This window comes from Actinoplanes subtropicus, assembly GCF_000721705.1.
GTDB classification, from domain to species: Bacteria; Actinomycetota; Actinomycetes; order Mycobacteriales; family Micromonosporaceae; genus Actinoplanes; species Actinoplanes subtropicus.
The window spans coordinates 94608-105449 of sequence record NZ_JOJL01000010.1 but is presented as its reverse complement, the minus strand read 5'-3'; the positions used below and the strand labels follow the sequence as shown (position 1 = coordinate 105449).

At 70.6% G+C, this 10842-nt stretch carries 9 protein-coding genes; 3 read left to right on the top strand and 6 right to left on the bottom strand.

Features of this window, described 5'->3' with window-relative positions:
* Positions 1 to 3 precede the first annotated feature (3 nt).
* Both IH26_RS0115760 and IH26_RS0115755 read right to left on the bottom strand, forming a co-directional pair.
* The gene (locus IH26_RS0115760; RefSeq protein WP_030436943.1) at positions 4 to 1599 is read right to left on the bottom strand and encodes an acyl-CoA carboxylase subunit beta; all 1596 of its coding nucleotides are present in this window, start codon (positions 1597 to 1599) and stop codon (positions 4 to 6) included.
* Positions 1596 to 3239, bottom strand: a complete 1644-nt coding sequence (locus tag IH26_RS0115755; protein ID WP_211268659.1) for an acyclic terpene utilization AtuA family protein — start codon at positions 3237 to 3239, stop codon at positions 1596 to 1598. Before IH26_RS0115755 ends, IH26_RS0115760 begins: the two co-directional genes overlap by 4 nt.
* A 128-nt stretch (positions 3240 to 3367) precedes the next feature.
* On the opposite strand from IH26_RS0115755, the gene IH26_RS0115750 reads away from it, so the two are divergent.
* Positions 3368 to 4513 carry an acyl-CoA dehydrogenase family protein gene (locus tag IH26_RS0115750; protein WP_030436941.1) on the top strand — a complete coding sequence of 382 codons (1146 nt, stop codon included), beginning with the start codon at positions 3368 to 3370 and terminating at the stop codon, positions 4511 to 4513.
* Here the strand turns inward: IH26_RS0115750 and IH26_RS0115745 are convergent.
* From IH26_RS0115745 to IH26_RS0115735, 3 genes are all read right to left on the bottom strand, one after another.
* On the bottom strand, positions 4510 to 5448 hold the full coding sequence (locus tag IH26_RS0115745) for a permease prefix domain 1-containing protein (RefSeq protein ID WP_030436940.1): 939 nt from the start codon (positions 5446 to 5448) through the stop codon (positions 4510 to 4512). The genes IH26_RS0115750 and IH26_RS0115745 overlap by 4 nt on opposite strands.
* Positions 5445 to 5792 carry a PadR family transcriptional regulator gene (locus IH26_RS0115740; protein WP_030436939.1) on the bottom strand — a complete coding sequence of 116 codons (348 nt, stop codon included), beginning with the start codon at positions 5790 to 5792 and terminating at the stop codon, positions 5445 to 5447. The genes IH26_RS0115745 and IH26_RS0115740 overlap by 4 nt, the downstream gene beginning before the upstream one ends.
* Positions 5793 to 6082: 290 nt before the next feature.
* On the bottom strand, positions 6083 to 6880 hold the full coding sequence (locus IH26_RS0115735) for a class I SAM-dependent methyltransferase (RefSeq protein ID WP_030436938.1): 798 nt from the start codon (positions 6878 to 6880) through the stop codon (positions 6083 to 6085).
* 126 nt (positions 6881 to 7006) lie between these two features.
* On the opposite strand from IH26_RS0115735, the gene IH26_RS0115730 reads away from it, so the two are divergent.
* Both IH26_RS0115730 and IH26_RS0115725 read left to right on the top strand, forming a co-directional pair.
* Positions 7007 to 8236 (top strand): DUF1800 domain-containing protein, encoded by a 1230-nt coding sequence (locus IH26_RS0115730; protein WP_030436937.1) that lies wholly within the window; start codon positions 7007 to 7009, stop codon positions 8234 to 8236.
* A gap of 10 nt (positions 8237 to 8246) precedes the next feature.
* Positions 8247 to 9482 (top strand): DUF1501 domain-containing protein, encoded by a 1236-nt coding sequence (locus IH26_RS0115725; protein WP_030436936.1) that lies wholly within the window; start codon positions 8247 to 8249, stop codon positions 9480 to 9482.
* Here the strand turns inward: IH26_RS0115725 and IH26_RS0115720 are convergent.
* On the bottom strand, positions 9454 to 10623 hold the full coding sequence (locus tag IH26_RS0115720) for an LCP family protein (protein ID WP_051808180.1): 1170 nt from the start codon (positions 10621 to 10623) through the stop codon (positions 9454 to 9456). The genes IH26_RS0115725 and IH26_RS0115720 overlap by 29 nt on opposite strands.
* Positions 10624 to 10842: the final 219 nt, after the last annotated feature.

The following is a 10842-nucleotide window of genomic DNA, read 5'->3' as shown; positions in this document are numbered from 1 at the left end:
GCCTCACATCCGGAAAACGCCGAAGGACTCGGCGCCGCGCACCGGCGCCGAGTGGATCGCGGAGAGGGCGACGCCGAGCACGTCGCGAGTGTCGCGCGGGTCGATGATCCCGTCGTCGTAGACCATCCCGGACAGCACCAGCGGCATCGACTCGGCGGTGATCTGCTGCTCGATCATCTGCCGGACGACCTGCGCACCGTCCTCGTCGAACGGCCGGCCACGGGAGAGCGCGGACGCCTTCGACACCAGGTAGGTGACGTCGGCCAGCTGCTGGGCGCCCATCACCGCGGAGCGGGCGCTGGGCCAGGAGAAGACGAACCTCGGCTGGTACGCCCGGCCGCACATGCCGTAGTGCCCGGCGCCGTACGAGTTCCCGATCAGCACGCTCACGTGCGGCACGGTCGAGTTGGCCACCGCGTTGATCATCATGGCGCCGTGCTTGATGATGCCGCCCTGCTCGTACTCCTTGCCGACCATGTATCCCGTGGTGTTGTGCAGGAACAGCAGCGGGGTGTGCGAGCGGTTGGCGAGCTGGATGAACTGGGCGGCCTTCTGGGATTCGGCGCTGAAGAGCACGCCGTTCGCGTTGGCCAGGATCCCGATCGGGTAGCCGTGCAGGCGGGCCCAGCCGGTCACCAGGGAGGTTCCGTAGAGCGGTTTGACCTCGTCGAAGTCGCTGTCGTCGACGATCCGCGCGATGATCTCCCGGGGGTCGAAGGGGGCCTTCAGGTCCGGCGGCACGATGGCCAGCAGCTCGTCCGCCTGATATTTCGGCTCTTTCGCCGCGGAAGGCGATTTGCCTTCCTTGTCCCAATTTAGCCGGGCAATGATCCGGCGCCCGATCCGGATCGCGTCCTGCTCGTCGAGCGCGTAGTGGTCGGCGAGGCCCGAGACCTGAGCGTGCATCGCCGCCCCACCGAGAGACTCGTCGTCCGACTCCTCCCCGGTGGCCGCCTTGACCAGCGGCGGCCCCGCCAGGAACACCTTCGACCGCTTCTCGATCATCACGACGTGGTCGCTCATCCCCGGCAGGTACGCCCCGCCGGCCGTCGAGTTCCCGAACACCAGCGCGATCGTCGGGATCCCCGCCGCCGACAGCCGGGTCAGGTCCCGGAACACCGCCCCGCCCGGGATGAACACCTCCTTCTGCGTCGGCAGGTCGGCCCCGCCCGACTCGACCAGCGCGATCAGCGGCAGCCGGTTCGCCAGGGCGATCTCGTGCATCCGCAGCGTCTTGCGCAGCGACCACGGGTTGCTGGCGCCGCCCTTGACCGTCGGATCGTTCGCCACCAGCAGGCACTCGACGCCGCTGACCACCCCGATCCCGGCCACCACGCTGCCGCCCACCGCGAACGTCGAGCCGTAGCCGGCCAGCGCCGCCAGCTCGAGGAACGGCGAGTCCAGGTCCAGCAGCAGCTCGATCCGCTCGCGGGCGGTCATCTTGCCGCGGGCGTGATGGCGCTCGACCGCCTGGTCGCCGCCGCCGGCCACCGCCTTGGCGGTCTCGGCGGCGACCTCGTCCAGGGCGGCGAGCATGGCCGCGCGGGCGGCGACCGCCTCGGCCGACGAGGTGTCGAGGGTGGAGCGGAGGACGGTCACGTGGGTTCCTCCAGGAGGGACAGCGGGATGTCGACGTGGCGCGAGCGCAGCCACTCGGCCAGACCCTTGGCCTGCGGGTCGAAGCGGGCGTGGTAGGCGACGCCCTCGCCGAGGAGGCCCTCGATCACGACGTTGACGGCGAGGAGGTTGGGCAGGGGGGTGATGTGGAGCGGCATACCGGCGGTTTCCGGGAGAAGCTCGCGCAGGGTGTCCTCGGAGATCAAATTCGAGAGCCAGGGGTACGCGTCGGGGCGGCGCACCCAGATGCCGATGTTCGCGTCGCCGCCCTTGTCGCCGGAGCGCGCGCCGGCGATCGTCCCCAGGGGGAGGCGGCGTTTGGACGACGGCGCGGAATTGTCGGACCGGGCTGCTTTACTTGGCCCCGCCCAGGACAGGGTGGGGGCGGTCCGTGGCCCGCCCGGAAGATCCTGAAAAACCGGCGGCGGCGAGACGGGCGAGACCGTCCCGTCGTCGAGCACCACCTCGTGCGCCAGGTCCCCCTGCGGGACGTATCCGGCGGTGAAGACGCCGTAGGGATGGGCCGGCCCGGGCGGCGTCGTCGCGAAGAACCCCGGATACGAGCCGAGCGCCAGCTGGACGGCCGTGTTGCTGAACGCCCGATCCACCACGCCCCGCGACGCGTCCCGTCCGACGACGGTGAGCAGCGCCGACGCCTCCTGCTGACTCGGCGCGTCCGGCCGGTCGAGGCGCGCGAGCGACCAGGTCAGCTCGGCCGGCCGGGTCGTGAGCCCCGCCTCGAACTGCCGCCGGAACAGCGCCGCTTTCGCCTCGATGTCCAGCCCGGTCAGCACCAGGGTCATCTCGTTGCGATACCCGCCGACCCGCGTCCGGGAGACCTTGAGGTCCGGCGGGGGCGGCTCGCCGCGTACGCCCGAGATCGAAACCCGATCCGTCCCGTCCTGCCGCAGCGAGATCGAGTCGAGCCGGGTGGTCACGTCCGGCCCGGCGTAGCGAGCGTCCTGGATCTCGTACATGAGCTGGGCGGTCACCGTCCCGACGGTGACCGCGCCGCCGGTCCCGGGATGCTTGGTGATCACGCTGGACCCGTCCGACGCGATCTCCGCGATCGGAAATCCCAGAACCGACATATCGCTTATTTCAGTAAAAAACGGGTAATTGCCGCCGGTTGCCTGGGTGCCGCACTCGAGGACGTGCCCGGCCACGGTCGCCCCGGCGAGCTGATCGTAAGCCGACCGGTCCCAGCCGTAGCGGGCGATCGCCGGCCCGATCACCAGCGAGGCGTCGGTGACGCGGCCGGTGACCACGATGTCGGCCGCCATGGCCCGGGCGATGCCGAAGGCGCCCAGGTAGGCATGATCGCCGGGGCCGAGCTCGTCGCCCCGGACGAGCGCGACGGTGGGGGAGAGGCCCTGGTCGGCGGCGATCTGGCGGATCGCGGCGACCAGCGCGGCCGGGTTGACGCCACCGGCATCGGTCACGATCCGGACGCGCCGGTCCAGCGCCAGCCGCAGGCAGTCCCGCAGCTGGGCGAGGAACGTCGGGACATATCCCAAAGCGTCGTCCGACTTCCGGTCCCGCGACAGAATGAGCATGGTCAGCTCGGCGAGGTAGTCGCCGGTGAGCACGTCGAGGTCGCCGCCCTCCAGCATCTCCCGCATCGCGGAGAGCCGGTCCCCGTAGAACCCGGAGCAGTTGCCGATGCGGATCACCCGCCGAGGCTCGCACAGCCGGCAAAAACAAGCAAGCGTGCTTGTTTTTTCGCCACCCGGAAAGCTACCGTGCGGTAATGCGGCTCAACGAGGACCACCACGCCTTCCGGGAGAGCGTCCGGAGATTCGTCGACACCGAGGTCAACCCGCACGTCGACGGGTGGGAGGCGGCCGGTCGCGTGCCGCTGCACGACCTGTTCCCCAAGGCCGCCGCGCTTGGCCTGCTCGGCCTCGAGTACGGCCCGGAGTGGGGCGGCGAGGGCGCTGACCACAGCTTCCAGCTGGTCGCCGCGGAGGAGTACGGGCGGATGCACGCCGGCGGCGTCGGCATGGCCCTCGGCGTCCAGGCGATGATGGCCACCCCGTCGCTGCACGAGTTCGGGTCGGCCGAGCTCAAGGAGTCGTTCCTGCGGCCCGCCATCGCCGGCGCCGCGGTCACTGCGATCGCCGTCACCGAGCCGGACACCGGCTCCGACGTGTCCCGGCTGCGCACCCGGGCGGTGCGGGACGGCGACGACTGGGTGATCACCGGGCGGAAGGTGTTCATCACCAACGGCGCCCAGGCCGACTGGCTGTGCCTGCTCGCCCGCACCTCCGACGAGGGAGGCTACCGTGGCATGTCGCAGATCGTCGTGCCGACCGAACGGCCCGGCTTCTCGGTGGCGCGCACCTTCGACAAGCTCGGCAACCGCTGCTCGGACACCGCCGAGCTGGTGCTCGACGGGGTGCGGGTGCCGGTCGCGTATACGATCGGCGAGGCCGGCCGCGGCTTCCAGCAGCAGATGCGCCAGTTCGTCACCGAGCGCATGTTCGCGGCGTACACGACGGTGGGTCAGTGCCAGTACGCCCTGGATCGCACCCGGGCCTTCGTCAAGGAGCGAAGCGTCTTCGGCCGGCCGCTCGCCGACCGGCAGTACGTGGCGTTCAAGCTGACCGAGCTGCAGGCCGAGGTCGACCTGTTGCGCAGCCACAACCTGCAGACCTGCGAGGCGCTGATGGCCGGCGAGGACATCACCCGGATGGCCACGGTCGCCAAGCTCAAGGCCGGCCGGCTGATCCGCGAGGTCGCCGACTGGTGCCTGCAGTTCCATGGCGGCGCCGGCTACCTGGAGGAGACGTGGACGTCCCGGATGCTCCGGGACGTCCGTCTCACGTCCATCGGCGCCGGCGCCGACGAGGTGATGCTGCAGGTGCTCGCCCGCCTGGACGGGCTGCCCGCCTAAAGGCCGCGCCGGGCGCGCTCGCCGCGCCGGGCCGTGTCATAGATGTCCTTGGCCGTGCCGACCAGGACGACCACGGTGATCAGCAGGGTCAGCCAATGCTCCACATCGGACTCCGAGCCCACCTTCGCGAAGCTGTGGAACGCCGGGTTGAAGAACCGATCGGAATTGAGCAGCCAGATCAGCGGGACCGCGAAGGCCAGCTCCAGCACGGTGTTCACCGCGGTGACCGTGCGGTCCCAGGCCGCCCGCCGCCACACCCAAACCTGGTACGCGCCCTGGAGCGCCAGCAGCACGATGAGACACGGCCACCAGAACGACCAGTTCGCCGGGTTGAGCACCGGTGTTTCGCCGATCCCGAACTGCTGCCAGAGCAGCGCCGCGATCAGCAGGGCCGGCCAGACCAGACCGGCCGCCAGTTGCGCGATCGGCACCCGGCTCGGCTCGTACCTGGGCAGGTCGTCGAGCGACCAACTGACCTTCAGCTTGTCCTTGACCGTGCCGGTGCGCTCGACGATCACGAAGACGAGCGTCGTCCAGAACACCATGTTCACGCCGATATTCAGCGTGCTCGACACGGCCGTTCCGATCACATCGCCGATCGAACTGTCGTCCACCACGTCGAGGATGACCAGCGCGACCACGACGATCGGGAGCACGACGGTCAGCAGTGTGGTGACCAGCCGCCGCCACGGCGCGTACAGCTCCGGCCCGATCAGGTAACCCGAGCGCCCGGCGTAGCCGTCCGCGAGCTTGTCGGGATCGCCCAGCTCGGTCAGCGTGGCGGTGACCGCGGCGTCGCGGTCCTCACCGGCGTCGACCCGGGCGTCGACCGCGTCCGCTATGGACGCTCGCAGTTCCCGGTCGATGTCGGCGCGCTGCTGCTCCGGGACGCGGCGCAGCGCGGTGTGGACGTATCGGTCGACGAGACTGGTCATTTCCTGCTCCCCGTGGTCGTGTCCAGATCGGTGATCGCCTTGTTCAGCCGGGCCCACTCGGTGACCAGGACGTCGGTGACCGCGTTGCCCGCCTCGGTGGTGCGGTAGAACTTCCGCGGCCGCGCCTCGTCCGTGTTCCACTCGCTGGTCAGCAGCCCCTGCGCCTCGAGCCGGCGCAGCAGCGGATAGAGCGTGTTGGCCTCCACCTCGAAGCCGGCCGCGCTCAGCGTCTCGAGCAGCGAATAGCCGTAGCCGGGCTCGCGCAGCACCATCAGGCTCGCGACGACGACCGTGCCGCGCCGCAACTCCTGCAGGTGCCCCGGGAGTGTCGCCTCCATTGTCATGAGAGAGACGATACTGTGCGACGCACACTATGGCAACGGGCTACAGCAATGTGCGGTCAAATTCCAACCTTTGCCCGTACGGGATGGGCCGCCCCAACCGCAGCCGTGGTCGCACCCGGTGCGCCTCGCGAGCCAGGTGCAACTCCGGCCTTTGCCGCGACCGCCGGGCTGAGATCGGTGGTCAAAACCGCCGCGCCGGTGATTCCCGCGCGGGACCACCACGACGACCGCCACCAGCGCGACCACGCCGGCCCGGATCGCGGCTCTCGGGCTCGTGGCGCCGAGCCGGGTCACGGTGTCTTGCGCGCGATCGCGAGCCTGGTCCGGTACTGCTTCGTGACTTCCCCGTCATAGACGTCGTCGATCAGGTGAGTGATGCACGCGAACAGGCCGTCGCGTGCCCGCGTCGCCATGGCCCGATGGCCGGAGTAGGTCATGAGCAGGTCCAGGTACTCGCGGGACCGGTAGGTCTGTTGCCACTCGTAGCGCCGGAACTCGACCGGCCCGAAACGTGCCGATCGATCGAACTCCGCTGCCTCCTCGGCGGTCTCGTCATCGGTGGTCAGGCGCAGACCGGGCGGTGTCGTGGGGTCGAAACGTTCGTAGCATCGTTGCGCGTCGGCGAAGAAGGCGGTCGTCCCGCCGGCGATGTGGTGGGTCGAGACGATGCCGAGGGCTCCGCCGGGACGCAGCAGGTCAGCTGCCTTGCTCATGCGCACGCCGGGGTCGAGCCAGTGGAACGCGGTAGCGGAGAGAACCGCGTCGAAGGTCCCGTCCGGCGGCTGCCAATCCTCGAACGCCACCGCGACGACGGTGACGTTCGGGAACGGTGCGAGATTGCGTCGAGCGACCGCGGCCATGTCGGGGCTGAGGTCCATCGCGACCACCGTGCAGCCCCGTTGCGCCAGGGGCAGGGTCGCTTGGCCGGTGCCGCAGCCGATCTCCAGTACCCGGGCGTGGGGGCCGAGACCGGCGAGCGTGGCGAGGTCGGTGAACAGCTGGGGTGGATAGCCGGGACGGCACCGGTCGTAGAGTTCGGCGTCCTGGCCGAACGTGGTACGCAGCATTTCCCGGTTGGTGTCGGTCATGGCGGCTGGTTGTCCCTTCGCGGCATCTTCCCGTCATTGGTAGCCGATCTGGACCGGGTCGTGGGGTTGCCGGAAGCTGACCGCGCCCTTACCTGACGCTTACCGAGCGGGCCTAGCGTGGCCGCCATGACCGACCGACGCGACGTGGCGCACGTTCTGCGCCGGCTGACGTTCGGGCCGACGGCGGCCGAGGTGGACGCCGCGGTGCGGGACGGGCTGCCGGCCACCGTGGAGCGGGTGCTCGCCCCGCCCGGTGCGATCGCGTACCCGTCGCTGCCGCCCGTCGACAAGGGCGACCGGCAGGCGACGCGGAACGAGGTCGCCGCCGCCGTCGACTGGTGGATCGGGCGGATGGCCGCGCACGGCGGGACCGCCGCCGAGAAGCTGACCTTCTTCTGGCACGGCCACTGGGCCACCAGCGCGCAGAAGGTGCGCTCGGCCGCCCTCATGCTCACCCAGCAGAAAACCTTCCGCACGTACGGGTCGGGCCCGACCGGCCCGCTGGTCCGGGCGATGCTGCGCGACCCGGCGCTGATCGTCTGGCTCGACGGGCAGAAGAACACCCGTAGGGCGCCGAACGAGAACCTGGCCCGCGAGTCGATGGAGCTGTTCACCCTCGGCGTCGGCAACTACACCGAGGACGACGTCAAGGCCGCCGCCCGGGTGCTCACCGGCTGGCAGGTCGACCGGCAGGCCGGCTCCAGCCGTCTCGTCCTGGACCGGCACGCCACCGAGCCGGTCACGCTGCTGGGCCGGACCGGCCCGCTCGACGTCGACGGCTACGCCGACCTGCTCGTCCGGCACCCGCGGCACGTGCCCTTCCTGGCGTCCCGGGTCTGGTTGCGCTACGGCGGAACCGACCCGGCGCCCGCCGCGCTCACCGCGGCCGGCAATGACGTGCCCGCGATGCTGCGGGCGATGGCCCTCGACCCGGCCTTCCCGGTGACCGCCGGGCAACTCGTCAAGCAGCCGGTCGAGTGGGTCGTGGGCGCGGTTCGCCAGCTCGGCGTCGACCCGGCCGACGCGGGCAAGCCGGTGCGCGCCGGGCTGCGCGCGCTCGGCCAGGTCCCGTTCCGGCCGCCGAGCGTGGGCGGCTGGCCGGCGGGGGAGGCCTGGCTCACCACCGCCGCGGCGCAGGCCCGGCTGCGTACCGGGCAAGCCCTTGCCGCCCTCGCGACCGCCCGGACCCAGGAGCTGTCCGAGGCGGCGGAGACCGACCGGCTGGACGCGCTCGCCCGGCTGCTCGTGGTCGACGCCTGGACCGACCGGACCGCCGCGGTGCTCAGGCAGGCCGCGAAGGACCCGCGGCGACTGCTGGCGATCGGTTTGGCCACGCCCGAGTACACGGTCTGCTGAGGAGGCAGGAATGGACACCGTCACCCGCCGCCGGTTCCTGGTCGCGAGCGGCGTCTCGGCGGGGGCGCTCGCGCTCGCCGGGGGCGCCTTCACGCTCGCCGACATCCTGGGCACCGCCGGGGATCGCGATCCGTCGGCGCGCACCCTCGTCCTCGTGACGCTCTACGGCGGGAACGACGGGCTCAACACCCTCATCCCGTACGCGGATCCGGCGTACGCCCAAGCTCGTCCCGCCCTTGCCTACGACCCGGAGAAGGTCCTGCACCTGGACGACCACTTCGGACTGAACCCGGTCATGGCCGGCCTGCACCGGGCCTACCAGGACGGCAAGCTCGCGGTGGTGCGCGGCGTCGGCTACCCGAAGCCCGACCGCAGCCACTTCCGCTCGATGGACATCTGGCAGACCGGCCGCCCCGACGCCCCGGAGACCACCGGCTGGCTCGGCCGCTGGCTGGACGCGGCCGGCGGCGACCCGCGCCTCGCGGTCTCCTTCGAGCCGGTGCTGCCGCCGCTGCTGGCCGGCGCGCACAGCGCGGGCGCGACCGTGCCCGGCGGCGAGGTGAAGCTCCCGGCCACCGTGACGACGGCCCAGTTGACCGCGCTCGGGCGGCCCGACCCGGCCGAGCCGGCCGCCCGGCAGCGCGCCGCCACCTGCTTCGCCGACCTGACCCGGATCCAGGACCTGATGCACGACGTGGCGGCCACCGGCACCGACCCGGACGACGAGCCGGCCGCCACCGCCACCGGCGGCGCCACCCAGCCGCTCGAACAGCAGCTGGCGCTGGTCGCCAGGTGCGTCGAGGCGGGCGCGGCCACCCGGGTCTACTCGGTCTCGCTCGGCGGCTTCGACCTGCACGCCGACGAGAAGACCGCGCAGGAATCCCAGCTCACCAAGCTGGACAAGCCCCTCGCCGCGTTCGCCGACCGGATGTCACGCAGCGCGGCCGGCCGCAACGTGGTGGTCGCGGTCTACTCCGAGTTCGGCCGCCGGGTCGCCGCGAACGCCTCCGACGGTACCGACCACGGCACCGCCTCGTCGATGTTCCTGCTCGGCCAGGGCGTCCGGGGCGGCATGTACGGCGAGCCGCCCGGCCTGACCGACCTGGACCAGGGCGACCTCAAGTACACGACCGACTTCCGCGACGTCTACGCCACGCTGCTCGCCGACGTCCTCGGCACCGACCCGGCCCGGATCCTCAACGGCTGGACCGGATGGCTCAAAGGCTCCCCGTTGACCCGTCGCTGATCAGCATCTGCGGGTGGCGGACCAGGAAGTCGCGCAGGTTGTCGGCGGCCGTGGCCTTGAACAGGTCCATGGTGTCCGGGTTGAGGGTCTCGGCGCTCTGGTCCGACGTCGGGGCGAACGTCCCGTCGTTGGTCTTGATCGGAATGAGGTCCGCGGCGGCCAGGCTCTTCATGCCGAAGATGAAGTCCTGCACGCCGACGCCGTGGGTGTCCATCTTGAGCGCACTGCCGGCCGCCTTGAGGATGTTCGCCACCTTGGCCGGGTTGGTCAGCACGCCGGAGCTGCTGGCCTTCTTCGCCATCGCGCGCAGCAACTGCTGCTGGTGGCGCTGCCGGTCGTAGTCGCCGTTGGACGAGTGCCGGATCCGGGAGAACTCCAGGGCCTCCCAGGCCGCCATGTTGCGGCAGCCCTTGCGGAACCAGAGCGCGTTGCGCGGCGGGGAGGTCGGGTCGGCGCCCACGGCGTACTGCACCTTGCCGTTGACCACGACGTAGTGACTCGACCAGACGTCCTTGTCGACGCACATGTAGACGCCGCCCATGGCCTCCAGGATGCCCTTGAAGCCGTCGAAGTCGATGACCACGACGCCGTCGAAGTTGATCCCGGTCACCTCGTGCACGGTCTTGGTGGCCAGCTTCGCGCCGCCGGTCCAGCCGCGGTTGTTCTCCGAGCCCAGCGCGTACGCACCATTGATCTTGTCGGTGGTGGCCCTGGTGCCCAGCGAGCTGTCGGCCGGGATCTGCACCTTCGCGTCGCGGGGGATCGAGATCATGTACGCCTGGTCGTGCGCCTTCGAGATGTGCAGGATGATCATCGTGTCGGAGCGGGAGGTGATGCCCTCCTTGCCCCAGCTCTCCCGGGTGTCCAGGCCGAGCATAAGCAGGTTGATCGCGCCGTCCGGCAGCTTGCCGGTCTCCTTGCCGGCGCCCCCGCCGCTCTCGTTGTCCAGCACGCTCGAGGTGGTCTGGATGTTGTCGGTCAGCTGACCGAGGAAGTACTTCACGCCGACGATGCCGGAGACGCTCAGCACGGCCAGGAACGCGCCGAGCGCGGTGACCGCTTTAGCCCAGAAAGGCGCCTTCTGTTTCTTGCCTTTCAGGGCGGGGACCTTGCCGTTCGAACTGGCGGTCTGTCCCGGCATGCGTGGTTTCCTCCTGACACGAGCGTTGTGCATTCGCCCCGGTGCTGCCGGGGCTGCCCGCGCCGGGCACGACATCGCAGGGAAACAGATATATCTTCCCGAAACCCAAGTCAATCGGCCATCGGGACGCGACGCCCCCGTCGTGACCGCTGGTGATCTACCCGTTCTCTTATTGGCTCGCCTCGATGTGACCGATGACGATCCGACGGGCGTCGCCGA

Coding starts and splice junctions, on each gene's coding strand:
- IH26_RS0115755 (WP_211268659.1), bottom strand. CDS start 3,239: ATGCGGGAGATGCTGGAGGGCGGCGACCTCGACGTGCTCACCGGCGAC.
- IH26_RS0115750 (WP_030436941.1), top strand. CDS start 3,368: ATGCGGCTCAACGAGGACCACCACGCCTTCCGGGAGAGCGTCCGGAGA.
- IH26_RS0115745 (WP_030436940.1), bottom strand. CDS start 5,448: ATGACCAGTCTCGTCGACCGATACGTCCACACCGCGCTGCGCCGCGTC.
- IH26_RS0115740 (WP_030436939.1), bottom strand. CDS start 5,792: ATGACAATGGAGGCGACACTCCCGGGGCACCTGCAGGAGTTGCGGCGC.
- IH26_RS0115735 (WP_030436938.1), bottom strand. CDS start 6,880: ATGACCGACACCAACCGGGAAATGCTGCGTACCACGTTCGGCCAGGAC.
- IH26_RS0115730 (WP_030436937.1), top strand. CDS start 7,007: ATGACCGACCGACGCGACGTGGCGCACGTTCTGCGCCGGCTGACGTTC.
- IH26_RS0115725 (WP_030436936.1), top strand. CDS start 8,247: ATGGACACCGTCACCCGCCGCCGGTTCCTGGTCGCGAGCGGCGTCTCG.
- IH26_RS0115720 (WP_051808180.1), bottom strand. CDS start 10,623: ATGCCGGGACAGACCGCCAGTTCGAACGGCAAGGTCCCCGCCCTGAAA.